Annotated in this window: 22 protein-coding genes; 19 read left to right on the forward strand and 3 right to left on the reverse strand. The window is 42.6% G+C overall.

From position 1 onward, the window contains the following. Positions 1-23: 23 nt before the first annotated feature. The 8 genes from PU629_RS01905 to galU all read left to right on the forward strand — a co-directional run bounded on the left by PU629_RS01905 (position 24) and on the right by galU (position 8,695). Positions 24-1,094, forward strand: a complete 1,071-nt coding sequence (locus PU629_RS01905) for a CDP-glycerol glycerophosphotransferase family protein (RefSeq protein WP_275282575.1) — start codon at positions 24-26, stop codon at positions 1,092-1,094. A 47-nt stretch (positions 1,095-1,141) separates the two neighbouring features. Beyond that, complete coding sequence (locus PU629_RS01910) at positions 1,142-1,963, forward strand: ABC transporter permease (protein ID WP_275282576.1); 822 nt, start codon at positions 1,142-1,144, stop codon at positions 1,961-1,963. A 15-nt stretch (positions 1,964-1,978) separates the two neighbouring features. Next, positions 1,979-2,785 (forward strand): teichoic acids export ABC transporter ATP-binding subunit TagH, encoded by an 807-nt coding sequence (gene tagH / locus PU629_RS01915; protein ID WP_275282577.1) that lies wholly within the window; start codon positions 1,979-1,981, stop codon positions 2,783-2,785. 81 nt (positions 2,786-2,866) lie between these two features. Continuing rightward, on the forward strand, positions 2,867-3,583 hold the full coding sequence (locus PU629_RS01920; protein WP_275282578.1) for an IspD/TarI family cytidylyltransferase: 717 nt from the start codon (positions 2,867-2,869) through the stop codon (positions 3,581-3,583). Further along, positions 3,576-4,601: a ribitol-5-phosphate dehydrogenase gene (locus PU629_RS01925; protein WP_275282579.1), complete on the forward strand. Its 1,026-nt coding sequence runs from the start codon at positions 3,576-3,578 to the stop codon at positions 4,599-4,601. Before PU629_RS01920 ends, PU629_RS01925 begins: the two co-directional genes overlap by 8 nt. 33 nt (positions 4,602-4,634) lie before the next feature. Continuing rightward, complete coding sequence (locus PU629_RS01930; RefSeq protein WP_275282580.1) at positions 4,635-5,846, forward strand: CDP-glycerol glycerophosphotransferase family protein; 1,212 nt, start codon at positions 4,635-4,637, stop codon at positions 5,844-5,846. Then, positions 5,830-7,725: a CDP-glycerol glycerophosphotransferase family protein gene (locus PU629_RS01935; RefSeq protein ID WP_275282581.1), complete on the forward strand. Its 1,896-nt coding sequence runs from the start codon at positions 5,830-5,832 to the stop codon at positions 7,723-7,725. The genes PU629_RS01930 and PU629_RS01935 overlap by 17 nt, the downstream gene beginning before the upstream one ends. Positions 7,726-7,816: 91 nt before the next feature. Then, positions 7,817-8,695, forward strand: a complete 879-nt coding sequence (galU, locus tag PU629_RS01940; protein WP_275282582.1) for a UTP--glucose-1-phosphate uridylyltransferase GalU — start codon at positions 7,817-7,819, stop codon at positions 8,693-8,695. A 114-nt stretch (positions 8,696-8,809) separates the two neighbouring features. On the opposite strand, the gene PU629_RS01945 is transcribed toward galU, so the two are convergent. Further along, positions 8,810-9,901 carry an LCP family glycopolymer transferase gene (locus PU629_RS01945; protein ID WP_275282583.1) on the reverse strand — a complete coding sequence of 364 codons (1,092 nt, stop codon included), beginning with the start codon at positions 9,899-9,901 and terminating at the stop codon, positions 8,810-8,812. Positions 9,902-10,165: 264 nt separating this feature from the next. After that, complete coding sequence (locus PU629_RS01950) at positions 10,166-11,032, reverse strand: hypothetical protein (RefSeq protein ID WP_275282584.1); 867 nt, start codon at positions 11,030-11,032, stop codon at positions 10,166-10,168. Between the two features lie 891 nt (positions 11,033-11,923). Between PU629_RS01950 and PU629_RS01955 the strand changes: the two genes are divergently transcribed. The 4 genes from PU629_RS01955 to galE all read left to right on the forward strand — a co-directional run bounded on the left by PU629_RS01955 (position 11,924) and on the right by galE (position 16,296). Beyond that, positions 11,924-12,556, forward strand: a complete 633-nt coding sequence (locus tag PU629_RS01955) for an SGNH/GDSL hydrolase family protein (RefSeq protein WP_275282585.1) — start codon at positions 11,924-11,926, stop codon at positions 12,554-12,556. A gap of 177 nt (positions 12,557-12,733) precedes the next feature. Beyond that, the gene (locus tag PU629_RS01960) at positions 12,734-14,215 is read left to right on the forward strand and encodes an aldehyde dehydrogenase family protein (protein ID WP_275282586.1); all 1,482 of its coding nucleotides are present in this window, start codon (positions 12,734-12,736) and stop codon (positions 14,213-14,215) included. A 264-nt stretch (positions 14,216-14,479) separates the two neighbouring features. Next, entirely contained in the window at positions 14,480-15,247 is a 768-nt protein-coding gene (locus PU629_RS01965; protein WP_275282587.1) for a tyrosine-protein phosphatase, read from the forward strand. A gap of 35 nt (positions 15,248-15,282) precedes the next feature. Beyond that, positions 15,283-16,296 carry a UDP-glucose 4-epimerase GalE gene (gene galE, locus PU629_RS01970; RefSeq protein ID WP_275282588.1) on the forward strand — a complete coding sequence of 338 codons (1,014 nt, stop codon included), beginning with the start codon at positions 15,283-15,285 and terminating at the stop codon, positions 16,294-16,296. A 317-nt stretch (positions 16,297-16,613) separates the two neighbouring features. Here the strand turns inward: galE and PU629_RS01975 are convergent, their stop codons facing one another. Beyond that, positions 16,614-17,846: an aminopeptidase gene (locus PU629_RS01975; protein ID WP_275282589.1), complete on the reverse strand. Its 1,233-nt coding sequence runs from the start codon at positions 17,844-17,846 to the stop codon at positions 16,614-16,616. A 262-nt stretch (positions 17,847-18,108) separates the two neighbouring features. Between PU629_RS01975 and PU629_RS01980 the strand changes: the two genes are divergently transcribed. From PU629_RS01980 to metA, 7 genes are all read left to right on the forward strand, one after another. Then, positions 18,109-19,020 (forward strand): ROK family protein, encoded by a 912-nt coding sequence (locus PU629_RS01980; protein ID WP_275282590.1) that lies wholly within the window; start codon positions 18,109-18,111, stop codon positions 19,018-19,020. Between the two features lie 48 nt (positions 19,021-19,068). After that, positions 19,069-20,016 carry a mannose-6-phosphate isomerase, class I gene (manA, locus tag PU629_RS01985; protein ID WP_275282591.1) on the forward strand — a complete coding sequence of 316 codons (948 nt, stop codon included), beginning with the start codon at positions 19,069-19,071 and terminating at the stop codon, positions 20,014-20,016. Positions 20,017-20,236: 220 nt separating this feature from the next. Beyond that, the gene (locus PU629_RS01990; protein ID WP_275282592.1) at positions 20,237-21,082 is read left to right on the forward strand and encodes a sugar phosphate isomerase/epimerase family protein; all 846 of its coding nucleotides are present in this window, start codon (positions 20,237-20,239) and stop codon (positions 21,080-21,082) included. Positions 21,083-21,119: 37 nt separating this feature from the next. Beyond that, positions 21,120-22,178: a Gfo/Idh/MocA family protein gene (locus PU629_RS01995; RefSeq protein ID WP_275282593.1), complete on the forward strand. Its 1,059-nt coding sequence runs from the start codon at positions 21,120-21,122 to the stop codon at positions 22,176-22,178. A gap of 181 nt (positions 22,179-22,359) precedes the next feature. After that, positions 22,360-23,223, forward strand: a complete 864-nt coding sequence (locus PU629_RS02000) for a sugar phosphate isomerase/epimerase family protein (RefSeq protein ID WP_275282594.1) — start codon at positions 22,360-22,362, stop codon at positions 23,221-23,223. A 331-nt stretch (positions 23,224-23,554) separates the two neighbouring features. Then, complete coding sequence (locus PU629_RS02005) at positions 23,555-23,935, forward strand: hypothetical protein (protein WP_275282595.1); 381 nt, start codon at positions 23,555-23,557, stop codon at positions 23,933-23,935. Positions 23,936-24,147: 212 nt separating this feature from the next. Then, positions 24,148-25,056, forward strand: coding sequence for a homoserine O-acetyltransferase MetA (gene metA / locus PU629_RS02010; RefSeq protein ID WP_275282596.1), 909 nt, complete (start codon positions 24,148-24,150; stop codon positions 25,054-25,056). Positions 25,057-25,250: the final 194 nt, after the last annotated feature.

A 25,250-nucleotide genomic window follows, 5' to 3' on the forward strand; every position in this document is an offset into this window, starting at 1 on the left:
CATTAAGAGACAGCATAACCTTCATGGTATCTTTTGAACAAAATAACCTTTATATTTATAACGAGATGAAAAGACAACAGGTTCCCATACCCTGTGTTTTTCTTTATAAAGGAAAAAACAAACAACGGTTTGATGAGCAAATAGGGATGTCATCCATTGAATTAAAGCTTTCAAATGTTGGAGACTTTATTAAAGCCATTTATCATCTCCAAACATCGAAGAAAGTGGTGGTCGATAATTATTTTGGGGAGCTTGCGGGGATCACCTTTAGAAAGCAAGTGGAATGCGTCCAGATCTGGCATGCAGCAGGTGCCGTTAAAACCTTTGGGTTCGAAGATAAGTCCACCTTGGAGCGCACAAATTGGGCCCAAAAGCGGTTTGCTAATGTGTATCAGCATTTTCACCGCATTGTCGTCGGCTCAGATGTCATGGCGGAACGCTTTTTGGCTGCCTTTCACTTACCGCCATCGGTCATCCTCCGAACAGGGGTGCCTCGAACCGATTTATTTTATAATGAAAAAGCTAAAGAACTGGCGATCCAGAAATGGACAACCCTTAATCCCGAGCTTTCAAAAAAGAAGGTTATCTTATACGCCCCTACCTATCGTGATCAAGAATTAGAGGCATTTCAGCTTGAATTAGATATAAGCGAGATGCAAAGGGCATTATCCGATCAGTATGTGTTGATTTTAAAGCTCCATCCCGCCATTAAGAATGATTTATCGTTCAGTGAGTTGGATGGTGGTTTTGTCATGAATTATTCTAATCAGGATATTAACGAACTCTTATTTATTTCGGACTTGCTTATAACCGATTACTCATCAATTCCTGTAGAATATTCCATACTAGAAAAACCGATGATCTTTTTTGCCTATGACGAAGATACCTATTTGAAAGACCGTGGCTTATGGGAACCCTATGAGACTTCTGTTCCCGGCCCGATTGTCCGAACAACAGCTGAGTTAATCCGAGTGATTAAGGAAGAGAGCTACGACCTTAGTGAGGTAAGAGCCTACTCAGAGGTTTGGAACAAATATTCAAAAGGTCAATCCAGTCGAAATATAGTGGAATATTTAATTCGGGAGGACAAATGAGGGAGTTGACCAAGGATGCGTCAGACAAGCCCAGAAAGGAATCTTTCATGAAATCAGCTTTAACGGTTATTAAGGAACAACTAAATAGCATTTATCTCATATTAAGACTGAGTACTTTTGAATTAAAAAGTGAAAACAATAACAATTATTTAGGCATCTTATGGGAAGTTATCAATCCTATGATACAAATTGGGATTTATTGGTTTGTGTTTGGGTTTGGTATTAGAAAGGGAAGCCTGGTAGATGGTCATATTCCATATGTTCAATGGATGATGGCAGGGATTTTGGTGTGGTTTTTTGTCAATCAAGGTATACTTACTGCATCACGTTCTATTTACACACGAATCCGAATGATTTCTAAGATGAGCTTTCCGATGAGTACGATCCCAAGCTTTATTATTATGACGAAGTTTTATCAGCATTTAGTTTTGGCGGGGATTGTGATTATCATCTTTCAATTTATGGGCGCTTTTGTTAATTTACATTATATAATGCTCCCTTATTTTATGTTTTGTACGATTGCTTTTCTTTTTGCCGTTTCGTTGCTCACATCAACGTTAACGACGATTATCCGAGACATTCAACAAATGCTTCAAGCAATTCTCCGGGTGTTGTTTTATTTAACGCCGATCCTTTGGGATTTGGAAGCACGATTAGAGGGTAAACACCAAATACTACTAATGATTGTTAAATTTAACCCGATATATTACATTGTAGAGGGCTACCGTGCCTCATTGCTTGGGACCTCTTGGTACTTGGTTTCGGATTGGAAATACACGCTTTATTTTTGGTGCCTAGTTATTGTCCTTTTGATCATTGGGGCATCAGTACATGTGAAATTCCGCGATCGCTTTGTGGATTATCTCTAATATGGATGTGACAGTATGAGCGAACTATCGGTAATAGTTGAGAATGTCTCAAAATGTTATAAAATGTATAACGGACAAAAAGAAAAAATTCTTGATCTCGTCCTGCCTAAGGGCTATGGAGAGAACTTCTATGCCCTTCGCAATGTTAGCTTCACGGCAAATAAAGGGGATGTGGTCGGGATTTTAGGGGTGAACGGTTCAGGGAAATCCACCTTGTCTAACATTATTTCTGGTGTTATCCCGCCGACCTCCGGAACGATTGAAGCCAAAGGGGAAACCTCTCTCATTGCGATTCAATCGGGGTTAGATAATGAACTAACCGGTCGGGAGAATATTGAATTGAAATGTTTGATGCTTGGGTTTAAAAAGAGGGAAATAATAAAACTGGAGCCTGAAATCATTGAATTTGCGGATATAGGGAAATTCATTGATCAGCCTGTTAAGAAGTATTCAAGCGGGATGAAATCGCGTCTAGGCTTCGCTATTTCAGTTACTGTTAATCCCGATATATTGGTGATTGACGAAGCATTGTCAGTTGGAGACCAAACCTTTGCTGATAAGTGCTTAAAGAAAATGCACGAGTTTAAAGAAGCAGGGAAGACCATCTTTTTCATCAGTCACTCCATTGGGCAAGTTAAGAATTTCTGTGAAAAAGCGCTGTGGTTAGAATATGGCGAAGTGCGTGATTATGGGACGGTTGAAGAGATCATTCCGAAATATGAAACCTTCATTAAAGAATTCAAAGCCCTGTCTGACAAAGAGAAAAAAGCTTATAAAGCTGAAGCGGTGAGAAAGCAAAGCGGTGTCGGGATACTTCAGTAGCCGTTCGCTATTAAGGAAAAATAAAGACACAAACAATAGTCTAATCTCATACCGATATTCCAATAAAAGGAGTTAATTTTTATGATATATGCAGAGATCTTAGCTGGGGGAAAAGGCACTCGAATGGGCAATATTGATATGCCTAAACAATTCTTGACCTTGAAAAGCAAACCGATCATTATTCACACTGTAGAAAAGTTCCTTTTAAATCAACGTTTTGACCAAATTATTATTGTGGCACCTAGAGAATGGATCCATCATACAAGAAGCTTGATAGACAAGTATCTAGGAAACCAAGAACGTCTTGTAGTGGTTGAAGGTGGAAGCAACCGAAATGAATCGATTATGAGCGGAATCCGCTATATTGAATCACAATTTGGTTTAACCGACGAGGATGTTATTGTGACGCATGACTCCGTCCGTCCGTTTCTCACTCACCGAATTATCGAGGAAAATATAAACGGAGCTATTGAATATGGGGCTGTTGATACGGTCATTGCCGCCTATGATACGATTATCGAATCCAAAGACGGGGAATTTATTACACAAATTCCTGTCCGTGATTATATGTACCAGGGACAAACCCCGCAAAGCTTTAACATTAAGAAGCTTGTGGCACTTTATCAAGGTCTCACTAATGAACAAAAAGAAATCTTAACGGATGCCTGCAAAATCTTTACGATTAATGACGAGGCTGTAAAGATTGTGAAGGGTGAATTATTCAATATTAAAATCACGACACCTTATGATTTGAAAATTGCGAATGCCTTATTCGAGGAGCGCGGTAGCAATGATTAATCAAGTCTATCGATTAGTATCACCTAGGCAGTTTGAAGTGGCCTACAAAGATCGTTCTCTGAATTCCGACCGGGTGGTCATCCGTCCGACCTATCTCTCCATTTGTGCAGCGGACCAGAGGTATTATACAGGTTCCCGCGACCAGGCTGTCATGGCGAAAAAGCTTCCTATGGCTTTGATTCATGAGGGGATCGGGGAAGTGGTTTATGATCCAAGCAATGAATTTAAAGTAGGGACAAGGGTGGTCATGGTCCCTAATACGCCAATTGAGACGGACGAAATTATCGGCGAAAATTACTTGCGTTCAAGCAAGTTTCGATCAAGCGGTTATGATGGCTATCTTCAAGATTATGTTTTTATGCAGCGCGATCGCCTCGTTGTCTTAGATCCTGAAATGAATCCTAATGTCATGGCTTTTACCGAGTTAATGACCATTGCCATGCACGCGATTACCCGTTTTGAAAAACGAGCCCATGTTAGACGTGAGGCATTTGGGGTTTGGGGAGACGGCAATCTTGGGTTTATAGCAGCACTGATGCTCAAGAAACTGTTTAAGAATGCAAAGGTGTATGTATTTGGTAAGACTGGCTACAAGCTGGATCACTTTTCCTTTGTTGACGAAGTGTTTACCATTAATAACATCCCTGAGGACATTCGTATTGATCATGGCTTTGAATGTGTGGGCGGGCTTGGAAGTGAATCCGCAATTAATCAAATGATTGATGTTATTCAACCAGAGGGTTCGATGTCGATTTTAGGGGTATCTGAAAATCCGATTAAGGTGAATACCCGTATGATTTTGGAAAAAGGGATTACGGTCATTGGATCAAGCCGAAGCGGAGCTCAGGACTTTCAAGACACCGTTGATTTCTTGAGAACTTATCCGGATGTTCTTGGCTATTTGGAGGCTCTGGTAAGTTCGGTTAATTCGGTTCGTTCCATACAGGATATCACTCAATGTTTTGAACAGGACTTAGCGACGTCTTGGGGTAAAACCGTCATGAAATGGGACATGTAACGAGTGCAATGCATAAGGAGAGGGGGCGAATGCTTGCAAGAACTTCGTTTTCTGCCGACCATAATGGCCAGCCTGTGCATTAGAATGGTGTTTACCTTTTTCAAAGTCTTTTATCCGGTCCAAAAGGATAGGGTAACCTTTGCTTCCTACCGATCTAATGTGTTAAAAGATAATCTCAAAGCCGTTTATGAGGAATGGAAGAATCAAAAGGAAGATGTACAGGCTGTTTTTTTATTAAAGCCTTATCGATCGGGATGGCTCGGAAAATGGGATTACTTATTCCATATGTTACGAGCCTGTTATTATTTGGCGACATCCCGTTATTTTGTCATTGATGATTTTTATTTTCCCGTTTATGTCGTGACTCCAAGAAAGGGAACGGACATCGTCCAATTGTGGCACGCAGCGGGTGCATTTAAGAAATTTGGGTACAGCACGGTGAATAAGAGTTTCGGCCCGAGCGAGGCTTACTTAAAACATGTCAAAGTACATTCGAATTATTCGTTTGTTATGGTCAGCTGTCAAGAGATTGTTCCCTTTTATGCGGAAGCTTTTAATATGAGTCCTAATCGCATTTTCCCTCTTGGCGTCCCAAGGACTGATTATTTTTACAATCAACAAGCCCTATCTAAGCTCAAACAATCTTTCTATAAAGCTTATCCAAATTTAATAGCGAAACGCCTTATTTTGTTTGCCCCAACTTTTAGAGGCGGGAGTCATGATCAAGGCGTCTTTGATTGTCCAATGGATTTGAATCAAATGAAAGACCAATTAGGAGATCGTTATGCATTGTTGATTCACCTTCATCCATACATGAGAAAAGGGATGCGCTTGCCTGATAACACAGAGGGTTTTGTCTATATGATGGATGGAGGGTATAATATAGAAGAGCTCTTGAGCTTAACCGATATTCTAATTACGGATTATTCTTCAATTATTTTTGACTACAGCTTGAGGGAAAAACCAATGGCTTTTTTTGCTCAAGACTTAGATGACTACGAAGAGGAGCGAGGGTTTTACTTTGATTATCGTTCCTTTATCCCGGGTCCTTTGTTTCAGAATACAGATAAGTTAGTTGAGTGGATCCAATCGGACGCTTTTAATATAGAGCAGGTCAAAGCATTTAAAGAACGCTTCTTTGATTATACGGACGGACATGCCAGCCGCCGTATCGTCCGCTTTTTATTAGAAGAAGCTGCAAGTCAACGAGACTTAAGGAGATTAAGATATGATTCGACGAGTTAAACGTGTAGTCAGACGGCTTATCGGAAGAAAGCCTCCAACAACCACCCAAACTAATGTGTTTAAGAGAACGGGCTCAATGCTTGAAGATGATGTGAATGTCGTCATCCGGAAAGACCGCATTGAGGAAACGCTTCCTCTGATAGAAGAAATGGTTGGGAAGGAAAGCCAGGTCATTCCACATCGAAAAGTGACTCTTTTATATTGGAATGGGCCAATCCTTGAAATTGAGGGGTATTACTATCTCGAAGGCGTCGAAATGAATAACGAGGACCTTGTCAAAAAAAGGCTTGTTCTAATCAATAGTGAATTCGAGAAGATTGAGCTTGCCCTTGTTGATATACCGGTCGATCAGCTCCAATCTCCCGAAGAGCTTCCTGAGAAATATAAATGGGCAGGCTTTAAAGGTAAGTTTAATTTATCGACACTTGACGGCGGAAAGCCGCTTCCTCAAGGAGAATATAAAGCTTATTTGCGGGTTGAAGTACAGGTATTTGGCAAATCTATTTATCATCGTCTATTCCCGCTAGGAAATATAGAGCATTTCCTAAAAGAAGGGTTTCATACGGCTAAGATGGAGTATTTCTCGGCTCGCCGAGAATTGCGATACAATCTGCTCGCGGTTTATAACAAAGAAACCAAAACCTTAATGATTAAGTCCAATAAACTAAAGGATATTGATCCGCAAGAGTTTGATACAGCACGTCTTGAAAAGCGAGGCTTTGTCTATAGAGTTCTTTATACACCACTGTTCCAAATGGCGTATAGGATTTTTTGTATGCTCCCAATTAAACCGAGAAAGCTGCTTTTTGCTTCGGATAGCCGGAGTGAGATCAGCGGGAACTTTAAGTTTGTTTATGATGAGATGAGGGAACGCGGTATTAACTTTGATTATAAGTTTATGCTGAAGCGTCATATCAGGGAAAAGAAATCTCTTAAAGAACTAATGACGCTTGCTTACCATTTGGCTACAGCCCGTTTTATTGTTATAGATGACTTCTTCCCAATGGTCTATCCGCTCAAAATTCGCCCGAAGGCTGATCTTGTTCAATTATGGCATGCGGTGGGGGCGTTTAAGACCTTTGGTTTTAGCCGAATTGGGCTTCCTGGGGGACCATCTCCTCGATCGAAAAACCATCGGAATTATACGAAGGCCATTGTCAGTTCTAAATCAGTCGCCAAGTATTATGCTGAGGGCTTCGGGATCAGTGAGGATAAAATTATTCCTACAGGAATTCCAAGAACCGATGTCTTCTTTGATCGTTCTTACCAAAATCAGGTCAGAGAAGATCTTTACAAACATTATCCGTTCTTAAAAGGGAAGAAGGTCATTACCTTTGCGCCGACGTTTAGGGGGAACGGGCAGCAATCCGCTCATTACCCAATGGAGGTATTGGATCTAGGCAAGCTCTATCATGCGCTAAAAGATGAGTATGTCTTTTTGTTTAAGATCCATCCATTTGTAAAGAATGACTTTAGTATTCCTTATGAGTACAGTGACTTTTTCTACGATTTTTCAGAGTACAGAGAAATTAATGATCTCTTGTTCGTAACCGATATTTTAATTACCGATTACTCATCCGTGTGCTTTGAATTTGCTCTCTTAAATCGCCCGATGATCTTCTATGCTTATGATGTTGAAGAGTATGTGGAAAAACGTGATTTCTATTACGATTATCACAAGTTCATTCCAGGGACGCTTACCCGTTCCACGGATGATTTAATACAGGTTATTCATGAAGAGCGATTTAACATGCAGCGAATTAAGCCGTTTGTCAACTATTTCTTCGATTATGTGGATGGGGAGTCAACCTCACGCGTGATTGATGAGATCTTCTTGGGTTTAGAGCCTGAAGAAGAGGTGCTTTCCAAGAAGGATTAAAAAGTGGTTGACACAGGACAACTTCTTGAGACAAAGTAGTAAACGAATCCAAAATGGTGTGTCCGGAGGTTACAAAGGGGGATTGGAGTTAATGAAAATTCGTAAGGCGATTATTCCAGCTGCTGGACTTGGTACGCGCTTGCTGCCAGCAACAAAGGCCCAACCGAAAGAAATGCTTCCAATTGTAGACAAACCCGCAATTCAGTACATTGTTGAAGAGGCCGTTTCTGCAGGTATTGAAGACATTATAATTGTGACAGGGAGAAATAAACGAGCGATCGAGGACCATTTTGATAAATCCTTTGAGCTCGAAACAATCCTTGAGTCCAAAGGAAAACAGCAATACCTCGATGAAGTTCGTTCGATTTCCAAGCTGGGGAATATTCATTATATTCGTCAAGGAGAAGCTTTGGGCTTAGGGCATGCGATCCAGTGTGCCAAAGGGTTTATTGGAAATGAACCCTTTGCTGTTTTATTAGGCGATGATATTGTCCGTTCTAACGTTCCTGCTATTGGACAATTAATGGACATCTATGAGAATTATGAAGCATCTGTTGTCGGTGTGAAAGAGGTCGAAGAAAAGGATGTTGAAAAATATGGCGTAGTCGCTATAAAAAACAGGGAAGGAAGCCTAATCGAGGTCGATTCTTTAGTAGAGAAGCCTCCGGTGGCCCTTGCACCTTCTAAGTTTGCTATTATGGGCCGTTATGTGCTCTCACCAGAAATCTTTGACATTCTAGAAAGCCAAGAGCCAGGTGCAGGCGGTGAGATTCAATTAACCGATGCGATTAATAAGCTCGCGCAAAAACAAAACGTCTATGCTTACAATTTTGAAGGAAGACGTTTTGATACGGGTGACAAAATTAGCCTTATCAAAGCAACGATTGAAATAGCGCTTGAAAGAGAGGATCTGAAAGAAGAGCTCTCTGCCTATCTCAATCAACTGACCAATCAATTTCAATTAAAATGAAAAAGAAATGAGAGTCGCCAAAGTTGGCAACTCTCATTTCTTTTAGACGTCTGATTTAGGAGCCAACTCAAAAACCGACCCCTTAAGAGGAATCGGCTGGTTTTAGGTTTTGGATTAATTTGAAGCACTGCTCGCGGAAGAGGTGCTGTCATCAGAAGCATTACTGCTATCAGAAGAACTGCTGTCAGAGGAATTCCCTCCATAGTTGGACATATCTAGCGTACCGTCTAATTCATCTTGGATCATTTGGCCCACTTTCTGTTTTTCTGCATCTGAAACGACTACATAGTCAAGGTTATTAATACGTTCGGGTGTCGCATAGACCTCATGAGTGTAGACGGTATCACGGCATTGTCGATAACTGACTGCCATGGATTTCATTTCATCAAAGGTCGCATTGGTTTTCACATTATCGCCGACCGCTTGGAGGATTTTATCCAAGTTAGTCAGGATTGTCGGACCAGCTGCTTTTTTAAGAATACCTTCAATGACAAGGCGCTGTCTAAGGTTTCGGCCAAAGTCTCCTTGAGGATCAAGGTGACGCATGCGGGCAAATCCAAGTGCGGCTCCACCATGAAGGGTAATGATCCCTTTTTTATAATGGTATCCCTTTTTATAATAGCCCTCGTCGTACCAATCGATTGGGTTATTGACGGTAATGCCGCCTACAGCATCGACTAGTTCTTTAAGCCCATTAAAGTTAATTTTGGCGACATAATCAATATTAATGCCTAGAAGGTTTTGAACAGTTGCAACGGACATGTCCACGCCGCCATAAGCATAGGCTGCATTAATCTTGTCATAATAATCGCCATTCCCTTTTCCGACAATCAGAGCCCGTGTGTCTCTCGGAATGCTTGTGAGAAGCATGGACTTGGTTTGCGGATTTAAAGTAGCAACAATAATGGTGTCTGACCGACCAGGGTCATTCGGACGTTCATCGACACCGAGTAGAAGAATGTTAATTGGTTTTTTGGTAATGGTAGGGCTTGGTTCAGTACTTTTGGTCGTGGTCGTATTATTAGTCTTGGTGGTTTTGACATCAATGTGCATTTCTTTCGCCGTATCTTTTATGGCGGTATACGCATGTACAAGATAGCCGCCAATCCCAATGATGAGTAGGAGTACGATGACACTGACCCATGTCAGAATTCGTCGTCTTCTCTTTTTGGGATCCCCATTTTTTCGCCCAGTACGTGTATCCATTCTATTCTCCTTTAGACCAGCTCACTTTGGCCAGTTTTTCTATTTCTATTTTAAAGTGAAAAGCACTTATGCTTGTTCTTATTTTTTGGCTAACAAGTTTGATTATACCTTGAATCTCGACAAAGTTCACGAATAGTTTTGAAAAAAAGTTCGGAATTGCTTATTTTGTCGAAAGGATGAAAAAAGGCCCGGCTCGGGACTTGCGAGCTGGGACCTTTGGACTAAACATTAAAATTAAGGTTTTTCAGGTATTTTAGGCTGTTTCTATGAGGGATGATCTGGATTAGGAACTGGATGAGTAGTGACCGGTACCGTCTCTTTCGCCTGTATGCTGAAATCAGCTAAGGTTTGGTGAGTTGCAGGATCTTTAATACTGATAAAGACTTGATCCTTGTTAAGGTCTGGTTGGTTTAGAAGATTTGAAAAACTCATTTTCGTTTCTTGAGCCTTAGGGCTTGTTTTGATATAGAAGGTGGATTCTAGTTGAAGGAGGCTCATCGTCTCGTTATAGGTCTTTACAATTGTTTGCTTATCCTGTGAATTTAGCGAATCCAGCTTGATCGCAGATAACTGATTAGAGAGCTTCTGGAGCTTAGGAATGACTTGAGACAAATTAAGGTCCAGACAATGTTTCATTAAGGTGTCCATTTCGTTTTGACTAAGACCAGACATCGCGATATTCCTCAAAGGAGATTCATCACTTGTCCCCCCCATAACCCATTGGCTCAACAGGTTGAGTTCTGAAGAAGGGCTAGTCGACTGAATACCGCTGCCGTCATTAGAAGGGGCAGACTGACTCTTGTCATTAGAGCCGCCAACTAACCAAGAGGGAAGCTGGTCAAGTGAAGATGTAGAATCATCAGAGGACGCAGGGGCCGATTTTCCTGCAGAGGCCGTATTTCCACTCTGAGATGAAGCATCGCTACCGGATATCGCCCCATTAGCCGGAGGGGTTTTTGGAATCAAGGACGCTTCATTTTTAATGATAGTGCCCATTACCTTAGGGATAGCAGCCATTGTATTTACTGCTTCCTTCCACTGATCAGGATGATTCGCCTTATACGTTTGTAATGGCCCGTAAATAAAGCCAATCAGTCCTGCTATGAGAATAAGTCGTACAATCGTTAGCATAGATATTCCTCCCAACAAAAGTATCGCCATATTAAGACAAAATAACACTTCGCTCTGCAGAAAAGAAGGGCATGGCAGGATTTCGGGAAAAACGTCGAAATCTATCTCAATAAACGGGTTGAAAAGGCATCTGTTTTCCCAATTTTTATCTAAAAGAATTATGATAAACTAATAAAGAGTCATAAAATTCAAACAAGAATAATTTCCGCGTAAGATGGCTCTGATCATTGGACAAGAGGATTTTAGCTTAGGCAGTCATCTGTTCAATTGGTAAATATAAGAGAGAGGCATAGGACTTGAGGTCTTTAGGCTGAAGTGAGGGATGCGATTGCTTGGACAATTATTATGATAAAAATAAGGTTGCATGAGACGCTGACTGTTTCACTTTGGTTATCTCAGGAAGAAGGTCTTTGGGGGGCACTCAATTGACCTGATCGGCCCGATTACCCTCATAACATCGGACGCGGACTGAATCTTCTTTGCAAAGGACAAGGTTGGTTGCCAAACCTACTTTGTATAAAGAAAAGGTGCATTTGATTGCTGAATCGATTCGCATAGAATTTTTAAAGGTTAAATCTTAAAGACTGTTCTAGATCTTCTTCATATTAAGAAGGAAATCTGGAAGAGTCCTTTTTTTATTCAAGGATTTTATGTTAAAAAATCTGGCGTGCACTCTGGCAAAAAAGTAGAGTGGGCAGGACAACAGTGAATCCATGTCGAAATAAACAGTTAAGTTAGTTTTTGAAAACAATGGCTGATCCCGATGAGTGTTTTGAAACCGCTGTATTTGCCCGTTTTTTCTGTAAGCATTTCAAAGTTCTTCATTCTCGATTGTTTTTAAGGGATATAAAACATGAAAAGTGAAAGTTTAAAAAGAAACGAGGGTTTACAATGGCAAACGAAAAAGTGATTGTCTTCCAAGGGGATAGTGTGACGGATTGCGGCCGCAACTATAAGGATCCCTATGAACTAGGAAAAGGATATGCGATGATAGCGGCATCGCTTTTGGCTGCAAGCGATACAGACACATCCTATACTTTTTATAATAGAGGAATCAGCGGCAATCGAGTTAAAGATCTAAGAGCGCGCTGGGAGGAGGATTGCATCGCTCTTAAACCAGATGTTGTCTCCATTTTAATTGGCATAAATGATTGCTGGCGCCGCTACGACCAAAACGATCCTACTTCCACCGAACAGTTTGAGTCGGGTTATCGAGAGCTTCTTGAACATACGAAGCAAACTGGAGCTGAAATTTTGTTGCTTGAACCTTTTGTCCTTCCTTATCCTGTGGACCGCGAAGCTTGGCGAGAGGACCTCGATCCAAAAATCCAGGTAGTAAGAAAGCTGGCACGTGAGTTTCAAGCCCCTTTGGTTCCATTAGACGGACTCTTTGCTTCTAAGCTATATGACAAACCTGCACCTTTCTGGGCTGAGGATGGTGTTCATCCCACTTATGCGGGCCATGCCATAATCGCTAAGGCGTGGCGGGATGCTTACCAAAAGCTGGAGAACCGGGCCGATTGATCAAAAAATAAGGGGAAGATTAACGTGGCCTTAATTAAATGTAATTTTTTTTTTCGAGGCACCGACGAGATGTCGAATCCCTAATTAATTTGTCTAACGATTTCCCACAATTTTTGAAAGGGTTTTCATAAATATTTGTAGAATACCTTTATGAAAAAGATTAAAGGGGGAACTTCCATGGAATCGAACACGCTTGCGATTAGTCAACGTCTTCAAGACTTCTTAGTAGGTACGAAAAAGATGTACATTAATGGTGAATGGGTTGAATCGGTCTCGGGAAAAACATTTGATACTTTGAACCCGGCAACAGGAGAAGTGCTAGCGACCCTTTACGAAGCAGGGCCTGAGGATGTCGATCGGGCTGTTCAGGCAGCGCGAGAGGCATTTGATAATGGTCCTTGGTCGAAAATAAGTGCCGCCGAAAGAAGCCGGTTAATTTATAAGCTGGCGGACCTAATGGAAGACCACAAAGAAGAACTGGCCCAATTGGATAGTCTCGATAATGGGAAGCCGATTCGTGAAACCACGAATGCGGATGTACCGCTTGCAATCGAGCATTTCCGTTACTATGCCGGATGGTCCACCAAAATTACAGGTCAAACCATTCCTGTAGCTGGTTCGTATTTTAACTACACGCGTCATGAGCCTGTTGGGGTTGTCGGGCAAATTATCCCTTGGAATTTCCCGCTCCTTATGGCAGCGTGGAAGCTTGGTGCAGCACTTGCAACCGGCTGTACAGTTGTCTTAAAACCAGCAGAGCAAACACCTCTTTCAGCTCTTTATCTCGCTCAATTGGCTGAAGAAGCCGGTATTCCTAATGGTGTGCTGAATGTCATTCCTGGTTTTGGTGAAACAGCAGGAGCCCCTCTGGTCAGCCATCCAAAAGTGAACAAAATTGCATTTACTGGTTCGACGGAAGTTGGAAAGCTCATCATGTCAGAAGCCAGCCGAACGCTTAAGCGGGTCACACTTGAACTTGGCGGAAAATCACCAAACATCATTTTACCAGATGCGGATATGTCTCGTGCGATTCCAGGTGCTCTATCGGGTATTATGTTTAACCAGGGCCAAGTGTGCTGCGCCGGTTCCCGTCTTTTTATTCAGAAAAAGGCGTTTGACAATGTCGTGGCCGATCTTGTGACCCACTCCAAATCCATTAAGCAAGGTGAAGGCTTACATCCTGAAACGGAAATGGGACCACTTGTATCTAAAGAGCAGCAAAATCGTGTGGTCAATTATATTAATCAGGGGAAGGCAGAAGGGGCTGAGCTTTTAACAGGGGGAACGTTCTCTGAGCGAGGCTATTTTGTGGAGCCAACCATTTTTGCTGATGTCGATGATAATATGACAATCAGTAAGGAAGAAATCTTTGGACCAGTTGTCTGTGCCTTGCCTTTTGATGATCTTGACGAGGTGATTGAACGGGCAAACAATACAGAATACGGGCTAGCTGCGGGTCTATGGACGGAAAATGTGAAACAGGCACATTATGTGGCAAATAAAATTAAAGCAGGTACGGTTTGGGTGAACTGCTACAATGTATTTGATGCCGCAAGTCCATTTGGCGGGTACAAAGCATCAGGAATTGGCCGGGAAATGGGTTCCTATGCGCTTAACAATTACACAGAAGTCAAAAGCGTTTGGATTAACATGGATTAAATCGTGCGGTGATAAAAGACTGTCCTATGGGGAGTAATCCTCCTTGGGACAGTCTTTTTTTATAAGATCAATTATAGACGCTCAAACGAAATCTCCTTGGATTCATAGCCATGTCTATCCGTTTCGTGTATACTCAAAATAAGAAAATCTGATGTGATTATTCTTTTAATCTAGTAATATATGAAATGATGATAATCTGCCTTTGTTTTTGGACTACAAGGTATGTGGGCGGATTCGGCCAGATACATCAAAGGGGGGACTATATTGATTGATATTCATAATCATATCCTGCCGAACCTAGATGATGGGCCACAGGCTGTAGAGGACGCACTTGAAATGGCCCGTTCGGCTTTCAGTCAAGGGATTACTCAAATCGTGGCAACCCCTCATCATAATCACCCAATGTTTAACAACCCGCGTTCAAAAGTTCTAGAAGCGGTTGATTTCTTAAATGATCAATTAAAGCGAGAAGCAATGGATTTGTCGATACTTCCCGGCCAAGAATGTCGAATTTCCGGGGAAATAATCGAAGACTATCAAAATGCTGAGATTCTTTCTGTTAATGAAAATGGGAAATATCTCCTCATTGAGTTCCCGTCTAATCATGTTCCTCGCTATACGGAACGTCTTTTTTATGATATTCAGGTGTCCGGATTGATTCCAGTCATTGTACATCCGGAACGTAACAGTGAAATTATTCAAAACCCTGACCGTTTATATGAATTAGTAAAGGGTGGCGCTTTGTCACAGGTGACGGCTGGGAGCCTAATTGGGAATTTTGGTAAGAAGATTGGCCGCTTTTCACTCCAACTGGTAGAGAGTGGTTTAAGCCATATCGTTGGATCAGATGCACACAATGTAACCACAAGGGGCTTCTGCTTAAGAGAGGCCTATGAAACGATTGAGGATCAATTTGGAATTGGGTTGAGAATGGAATTCGAGGAAAACGCTAATTTGATGGTACAAGGCGAGGCCCTCTATTTACAACCTCCAACCCCTATCAGACAAAAACGTTTTTTAGGCCTTTTCTAATTAGTTATTTAAAATCATAGTGTGGAGGTTAAAGGATGGCTATTTTAGTAACAGGTGGCGCTGGTTATATTGGCAGCCACACATGTGTCGAATTATTAGAAGCAGGGTATGAAGTGATTGTTCTGGATAATTTTTCAAATAGTGTTCCTGAAGCATTGAACAGAGTAAAAGACATTACGGGGAAATCGGTAAAGGTTTATGAGCTGGACCTACTCGATCGAATTGGCATGGAGGCCATTTTTGAAGATAATGAGATAGAGGCTGTTGTTCATTTTGCTGGCTTAAAGGCGGTTGGTGAATCTGTAGCTGAGCCGCTAAGATACTACCACAATAATATAACCGGAACGCTGATTCTCACTGAAACCATGCAAAAGTTTGGTGTAAAAAAATTGGTCTTCAGTTCATCGGCAACGGTTTACGGGACGGCAGAAACGGTTCCCCTCACAGAAGATACACCGCTTGGGGCAACGAATCCGTACGGCTGGTCAAAGCTTATGATTGAACAAATCCTTAGAGATTTATATGTTTCAGATAAGGGTTGGGGCATTGCCTTGCTTCGCTATTTTAATCCAATTGGGGCGCACAAAAGCGGTCGGATTGGCGAGGATCCAAATGGCATACCGAATAATTTGGTTCCTTACATTGCCCAAGTGGCCGTTGGCAAACGCCCTCATTTAAATGTATTTGGCAATGATTATTCCACCAAAGACGGAACAGGTGTCAGAGATTATATTCATGTGGTAGATTTGGCGAAAGGTCATATAAAAGCACTTGAGAAAGTAGCGACCTCGCCTGGTGTAGATGCCTATAATCTTGGAACGGGAAACGGCTATAGCGTACTTGAGATTATAGCAGCTTTCGAGAAGGCTTCAGGCAAAACGATTCCTTACCAAATCGTTGATCGCAGACCGGGAGATATTGCAGTCAGTTTTGCCGATCCACAGAAAGCCAAAAAAGAGTTAGGCTGGTCTGCTGAACTTGGACTAGAAGAAATGTGTGAAGATACTTGGAGATGGCAATCTCAGAATGAAAATGGATATAAAGAATAAAAAGTGCGAATCTCAGATTAAGTCAATTACGCACAAAAAAACGGAGAGTTAGGACTCCGTTTTTTTATTTATTCATTATCTAGATATTAGGCGGATCCAACCGAATATGGACAACCAAAGAGGAAAGCTGAGCAACATGCCCCAAAACAAACCCTTAAACAGATGACCTTCATAATCATGATGCATGGGCGAGACACCTCAATCGTTTTTAAACATTATAGACAAGTGATCGCGAAATTAGACCATGCCAGTGTGCTGCTTAAAGGCTGCTCAATTGAATGCTTCATCAAAGGCTCAAAGTTTTGAGGTATTGCTTTTTAACCAGCCCAATTGCCGTTTCTAAAGAGAGGAATCCATTCGCCCTCTTGTGTTTGGGCATCAATGTTAAGCGATTCCGAGCCGACCATGAAGTCAACATGTGTCAGACTTGAGTTAATGTGATGAGCTTCTAATTCTTCCTTGCTCATAGTGGTACCGCCTTCTATATTGAAAGAATAGGCCGTGCCAATGGCGAGGTGGCAAGAAGCGTTTTCATCAAAGAGTGTGTTATAAAAAATGAGACCGGATTGCGAAATGGGAGATTGATGAGGAACAAGGGCGACTTCGCCAAGGTAATGCGACCCTTCGTCTGTTTCAATCAAGTTTTCCAAAGTTTCTTCACCTGTTTCAGCAGACGCTTTGACAATACGTCCATTTTCAAAGGTAATGACGAAATCATTAATGACACTGCCTCTATAGTTAAGTGGTTTCGTACTCCTTACAACACCGTTTACACCATCTTTCTTCGGTGCAGTAAACACTTCCTCGGTTGGGATGTTTGGATGGCAATAAATGCCTTGTGCGGTTTCCATCCCGCCGCCGATCCAAACATGACGCTCTGGCAGCTCAAGCGTTAAATCCGTTCCTTCACCTGTATATTTAAGCGCTTTGAATTGTTGGGCGTTTAAATATTCAAGACGCTCTGTCAAACGGGCCCGATGTTCTTTCCAGCTTTGGATGGGGTCAGGTGTGGAGACACGGGTCACCTCAAAGATCGTTTTCCAAAGCTTTTCTACGGCCTCTTCCTCTGAAAGCGCTGGGAATACTTTTTTTGCCCATTCTGGAGTTGGAGTGGATACAACGGTTCGACTCACTTTTCCTCCCATGATAGCGTTTCTATAGGAATGTGTCGCCTCCGCGGCTGTTTTCTGCCAAGTGGCAAGGCGGGTTGGATCAACCCCTGTTAAAAGGTCAGGATTCTGGCTGAAAACCGTCATGAAGGCAGCTCCTTTTTCAACGAGGGTTTCCAATTTTTGAACTTCCCAATCTGGAAAGCTCTTAAAACTCTCATCGGGGGCCAGGTCATAACGGGCTCGGATTACTCCCTCATCTGACCAATCAATGATGACATCAAGTGCGCCAACTTCATAAGCTTTCCTGACGACAAAACGTACGAATTCTGCGGCATGGGTTGGGGCTGAAATATGTAAGATTTGCTTTTCTTGAAGATTCACTCCAATTTTAACAGCCAAATCGGCGTAACGTTCTAATAGAACCTCAAAATTTTCCATTCTAGTTCTCCTTTTTCTTCAGGTAAATCGTGCACTTCTTATTTTATCATGCGCTAAAAAGAAACAAAAAGATTTTATGAAAAATTGAATGAATTCCGCAATTGATTGTTATTTATTAGGAAAGGGACTGTTCAGATCCAAGGCGTTGCGATGTAAAAGCTTCAGAAGATCTCACAGCGTCCGTTATTTTTTACTCCCAAATAGTCAGATTTTGTGAGATAATTAAGAATATCTGTGGTTTGAGGGTGACAGGATGTCAAACATGGCAATTGGCATTGATATAGGTGGAACAAAAACAGCGATTGGGCTCGTCAATCAGGACGGCCAACTTATAGATAAACACGTTTTGAAGACAGAAGGGGAGAAGCCGCCTCATGAAATGGTGGCGCTTATAGCCAAAAGTGTCGACATGATTCTTAATGAAAATGGTTGTGACAAAGGGGCTGGATTATCCGGGATAGGGATCGGGGCACCGGGACCGATAGACATCATAAAAGGAGAGGTTACCTGTCCGCCTAATCTCCCCGCTTGGCGTGATACCCCTGTGGTGAAGTGGATGCAGCATTATTTCCCGAACACGCGCATTAGGCTAGAAAACGACGCTAACGCAGCAGCGGTTGCAGAGAAGTGGGTCGGGCAAGCCCAATCCTGTGATGACTTTGTCTATATGACGATTAGTACGGGAATTGGCGGCGGGTTTTACGTGAACAGCAGGCCCGTCTTTGGGTATCGAGGAAATGGCGGAGAAGTGGGCCATATTGTGGTGGATTCTTCAGGACCTCTGTGTACGTGCGGACAGCGCGGCTGCTTTGAAGCGATCGCATCTGGGACCGCCATTCAGGAACAAGGGTCTAAGCTTGCCGGACGAACGCTTACACCAAAAGAGATATTTGAACGTTACTTAGAAAAGGATCCGATCCTTCATCCATACTTAACCAATGTGTTTGAAAAAATTGGGGTCGGCTGTGTTACGATGATTAATCTGTTCGACCCAGAATTGATTGTGTTAGGCGGCGGAGTGACCAATATGGGAGAGCCGCTTTTTGCCGCAGCACGATCTTATACAGAAAAATTTGCCTTAAATCCAGCGGGCAGGAAAACGCCGATTGTTCCCTCTGGTTTAGACCAGGACACGGGGGTTATCGGTGCAGCGGCATTAATACAAGCCTTATGATAGGCAAAAGAAATAGGCCAATTTTTAAATAGGAGAGGAAGACCACTAATGGCAGAGCCCTTGTATTTAAAACCTGTATTTAAAGAAAGAATATGGGGAGGAGACCGTCTCCGTGATCGATTTAATTATGAAATTCCAACCCAGCAAACAGGGGAGTGTTGGGGAATCTCTGCGCATCCTCATGGGCCGTGTGAAATTCTGAATGGCCGTTTCAAAGGCTACACACTGGATCAACTATGGACAAGTCATCCTGAACTATTCGGACAGGATCCCTCAAAAGAATTTCCGCTCTTAACGAAGATATTAGACGCGAAAACCGATTTATCCGTCCAAGTCCATCCCAACGATGAACAAGCTCAAGAAATGGAACAGACGCCTTTTGGGAAAACAGAATGCTGGTATATCATTGATGCTGAGCCTGGTGCGGAGATTGTCTATGGGCATCATGCAGGAACCCCTGAAGAATTCAGGCAGAAGGTGGAAGAAGGAAAATGGGAGGATCTGCTTCGAAAGATCCCCGTTAAACCAGGAGATTTCTTCTATGTTCCAAGCGGGACAATCCATGCGATTGGCGGCGGTATTCTCATTCTCGAAACCCAACAAAGCTCTGACGTTACTTACCGAGTCTATGATTATGACCGCAGAGATCAGACTGGAAAGCCACGCGAGCTTCATATTGAACCGTCGATTGCGGTTACACGTTTTCCGCATAGTGATCCTGAAATCTCTGGGAAGACGATAAAGAGGGAAGGGGCTAGCTTCACGGAGTTTGTGAGGGAGCGTTATTTTACTGTAACCAAAGTGGATTTGGAGGGTGAGGTGTCTTTTCCTAAGGAGGCGGCCTATCTCCTATTTAGTGTCCTGGATGGGGAGGGGCAGCTTGAAAATGGCAACGAGAAATACCCCTTTAAAAAAGGCGACCATTTCATTGTGCCCGCAACGATACATGAGTTTAAGCTAAAAGGAAAGGCACAACTGATCGTCTCTCATCCCTGAATCAGTTGGGTGGGAAGACCTCTACTGAAAAAATTACTGCTCGGAAAGGGTCTGTTCCCACCTATACTAAGGGGAGTGGATGGGGAACCTCACCATCTTTAATAAATATAAAAAAATAAAACTATTTTAAATTTAATAAAATGTAATCGTATACAAAGTAAGGATTTCGTGTTTAACTTATTTAAAAGGGATAAAAGTTTTGGCTTTGGAGGTGTTCAATATGAAAATTGGGGTCATTATCGATTCCTTTCGTATGCCATTACGTGAAGCGATTAGAAAGGCTAAGGAAATGGGGGCTGAGGGCATCCAAATGTATGCCGTTTCAGGTGAAATGGCGCCAGAGTTTCTCTCGACAAAAGCTCGGCGTGACCTTCTTGCTTACATCAAGGACCATGGACTGGTGGTGTCAGCGGTTTGTGGCGATCTCGGAGGCCATGGCTTTGCTATCCAAGAAGAGAATCCCCTGCGGATTGAACGTTCTAAACGCATCTTAGACCTTGCAAAAGATTTAGAGACAGATGTCGTGACCACCCATATTGGCGTTATTCCTGAATCACCAGAACACGATCGCTACAAAGTTTTAGCAGAAGCCTGTGATATACTTGGCGATTACGCCGACCAATTGGGGGGCTCCTTTGCTATTGAAACAGGACCAGAGCGAGCGGAGGTTTTAAAAACATTTCTTGATTCCTTAAGTAGCCATGGCGTTCGAGTCAATTATGATCCCGCCAACTTTTTAATGGTAACAGGAGATGATCCGGTTCAAGGCGTCCATCTATTAAAGGACTATATTGTACACACCCATGCGAAAGATGGGAAAATGCTCAAGCAAACGGACCCTGAAATCATTTATAACTTTTTTGCTGAAGGGGGAATAGAGGACTTGCGTCTTGAAGATTATTTTCTTGAAACCCCACTAGGGCAAGGGGCTTTGGATTTTGCCCGGTATCATCAAGCACTTAGAGAGATTGGATATAAGGGCTTCCTTACGATTGAGCGGGAAGTGGGAGCCGATCCGGTCCGCGACATTCAAGAGGCAATTGCCTTTTTGAAAAAAACAATCTAATCTAATCTAATAAACCTTTAACTAGGAGAGGATTCTAATGAAACAATTAAATATCGGTGTTATTGGAGCGGGCTCCATTTCTGACATGCATTTAAGCTCTTACAGCAACAATCCATCTGTTCAGCTCATGGCCATTGCCGATATTAATCAAGAACGGGCGGAGCAAAAGGCAGAAAAATACGGTGTAAAGACGATTTATACCGATTATCAGGAGCTTCTTGAAAATCCGGACATTGAAGCCGTCAGTATTTGCACGTGGAATAATCTCCATGCTGAAATGGCGATTTCGGCTCTTGAGGCGGGAAAGCATGTCCTGGTTGAAAAGCCTCTTGCGAAAACGGTTGAACAAGCCATGGCCATTCAAGAGGCCGTGCAAAAATCAGGGAAGACTCTGCAGGTTGGCTTTGTCCGCCGCCATGCCTCGAATACGAAGCTAGTCAAGGAATTCATTGATAGCGGTGAGTTTGGCGACATTTACTACGGAAAGGCTTCGATCTTAAGACGACTTGGTAATCCGGGCGGTTGGTTCTCGGATATTGAGCGTTCCGGTGGTGGACCGGTCATTGACCTTGGCGTTCATATCATTGATCTGCTTTGGTACTTAATGGGTAAGCCAAAGGTGAAGTCCGTAAGTGGGAATACGTATAATAAACTTGGCAATCGGAAGAACATCCAGAATCTCTCTTTCTACAAAGCCGCTGACTATGACCCAAGTAAAAATACTGTTGAGGATTTGGCGAATGCCTTAATCCGTTTTGAAAATGGTGCCTCAATAATGGTCGATGTCAGCTTTACTTTGCATGCCAAGAAGGACGAATCGTCTGTCAAGCTGTACGGTGAAAAAGGCGGAGCGGAGATCGAACCTGAACTCGTCATTGTTACAGAAAAATTCAATACAATTATCAATGCCATTCCGCAAGTCGATAGCCTGGGCTTCAACTTTATTGAGGCATTCCAAAACGAAATCAATCATTTCGTTGAGGCAGTCCTTAGCAGCACCAAAACCAATTCTCCAGTAGAAGATGGCGTCGAAATCATGAAAATTCTCTCGGCCATCTACGAATCAGCAGCTAAAGGTGAAGAAATCCAATTTTAAAAGAGAGAGTCGAATCAAACTGTCTAAAGCACAGCAAAAATGAATCCTTTAGCCAAGGACGTTTGTGCTCAGGCGGAAGGTAACGGGACTACTCGGGTTCCCTTAATTTGAGAACAATAAGCATGTCCGAAAGTGAATAGTGAAATCATGTCACCAAATGAATAGGAGAGAAGGGGTATCCATGAAGCTTGGGTTAAGTACATACAGCTTGCTCCGAGCGATGCAGTCAGGTGAGATGACGGTCCTCGATGTGATTCAGTGGGTGAAGGAACAGGGCGGTGAGCATGTGGAGATCGTCCCTCTAGGGTATGATCTTGTAGAGACCCCAGAACTCATCCGGCAAATCAAGGAAAAAGCTGCTGAACAGGGCTTAAGTCTCTCAAACTATGCGATTAGTGCTAGTTTTATACAAGAAGACCGCTCGGAGTTCGAGGCTGAAATCGAACGGGTGAAGGAACATGTGGATATTGCCGCAGAGCTTGGGGTTTCAAGAATGAGGCATGATGTAGGCTTTCTGTCCCCGAAAGAAGCGGGGCTTGCTCGCTTTGAAAAGGACCTCCCTCAGATCATCGAAGCCTGTCAACGGATTGCGGATTACGCTGCACCTAAGGGGATTACAACGAGTATTGAGAATCACGGTTTCTACGTGCAATCCTCAGAACGGGTTCAACGCGTAATAGAAGGCGTGAACCGACCTAATTTTAAAACGACTCTAGACGTTGGTAATTTCTTATGTGTGGATGAGGACCCATTAGTAGCGGTAAAGAAGAATCTGCCCTATGCCTCTATTGTCCACCTCAAGGATTTTTATTATCGGAAAGACGGTGTGGATCGCCGTGACGGATGGTTCAAAACGGCGAACGGTAATCTTTTACGAGGCGCTATTGTAGGGCACGGAGATCTTCCTATGGTTGAGATTATTAAGGCAGTGAAAGAGTTTGGCTATGATGGGGATATTTCCATCGAATTTGAAGGGATGGAAGAATGCCGCCAAGCGTCAAAAATGGGAATGGATTTAGCGCACGCACTGTGGGACAGCATTTGAATGCTGGAGTTAGGTGGTGACAGACCTGTTTTACGATCAGCGTATAAACTTTCGCTGTAGCGAGTTAAGGATGATAGTAGAAGTAAAACTAAGGCTTCCGCCATTAAGGCCTTGGCGATAAGCCAAGTTTTTCTAAAGTCGTTATTCTTTCAGAAAAGGTCTGTCTCCCAAAAATAAAGCCGCTTTTTTCAAAAATAGACCGAGTCATGACACATATTCGTTAGAGTTGCTTAATATATAGTAAGGACTTTCTAATAAGTATATGGTGTGCAGTTATGTAAGCCCTTTCAAAGGGAAGGGAGAGAAATTTTATGAGGAAGGAAAGAGATTCATGCACCCTGAACAACAAGACCTACTCAATCAAATAAAACAGGATGGACAACTGCTGAAGAAGATTGTCCAGGAGGATGTCTCGTTTGATAAAATGAAATTGGCTCTCGGGCATATGAAAGATTGTTTCGAACAAGTAAAACCACATGTCCATGAGGGAGAGGGAGGAGATCAGCTCTATGAGGAGTGGCGCCAAGTCAGACACCATTTGATTCGTGCCTCTCGTATGCTTGAGCTGAAAGCCCCTCGGCTTGTACTTGAGTATGAAATCAAATGGCTGATTCTTAAACTCGCCCATTTTGAACAGCGGCTAAAAGGGGAACAGCCGCAAATCACCCTTGAAGAAAAACAATTAAAGGGCAGCGATTTATTTAATTTATAGTCACTATTTTTTAGGAGAAACGTATAGTGAAACTGAAATCGGTTTCGACTATACGTTACATAGGTTCGGTTGAGTGACGAAAGGGAGAAAGGGCAACTAATCAGAAATCGGTCTTTTAATCGTTTAAATGCAGTTGTCAGAATTGACTTTCCTTCTGCCCCTTAGCTATTATAATCTCATATGCTTTAACAAAGTAAGGGGGAGATGGGAAATTGCCTATTAAGATTCCTAGACAACTACCCGCTTGGAAGATACTTGAAAACGAACATGTCTTCGTAATGGACGAAAGTCGCGCGAACATGCAGGATATTCGTCCGCTGAATATAGTCATCCTCAATCTAATGCCTGAAAAAGAGAAAACAGAAACGCAGCTTATTCGCTTGCTAGCTAATACGGCTCTTCAGGTGAATATTACCCTTCTATATACCTCAACCTATGAAGCAAAAAATGTAAGTCCGAATCATTTAAACCAGTTTTATTCGACATTCTCTGATATCTCGCACCGCCGTTATGATGGTATGATTATAACGGGGGCTCCAATTGAAAAGCTCCCATTTGAAGATGTGAAATATTGGCAAGAACTAACCGAGATTTTAGAGTGGACAAAGACTCATGTCACCTCTGTCCTCCATATTTGCTGGGGAGCACAGGTTGCCCTCTATTATCATTACGGCATTGGAAAGCTCCCACGTGAAAGTAAGATATTTGGCGTTTTCGATCATACCGTATCGGATCTCAATGTTCCGCTTGTTCGCGGGTTTGATGAAATGTTTCTTGCACCGCATTCCCGTCATACAAATGTTGATGAACAAAAGCTAAAAAGCGATGATCGCCTTGTAGTCTTAGCAGAGAGTGAGGAGGCAGGGCCTCTCTTGATTCTTTCGAAGGATAACAAGCATGTCATGATTACAGGGCATTTGGAGTACGATGCGACAACACTCATGGATGAATATCAGCGGGATCAGGCAAACGGTCTCGCGATTGACCTGCCTGTTAATTATTTTCCAAGTAATGATCCAAGCCGAATGCCGTTAAATCGTTGGCGCTCACACGGTCATCTGCTATTTTCCAATTGGCTAAACTATTATGTCTATCAACAAACGCCTTACGATTGGGAATAAGCTAGGCTAGAGTACGAGTTTGATGGTCTAAGGGACTCCTGAGTCCGTTAGAACGTGAAATCACAGGGTTTAAAAAATTTAACGGACATACAGACCGGTAGAGAGTCAAACTAAGAGGTCAATGGACCAAAATGAGGCTGTAAGGGATTAAATGTCCGTTAGAAAACGAAGAACGTACAAAAGGGGTGTGTAAC

It is taken from the genome of Pullulanibacillus sp. KACC 23026 (assembly GCF_029094525.1).
Classification (GTDB): Bacteria; Bacillota; Bacilli; order Bacillales; family Sporolactobacillaceae; genus KACC-23026.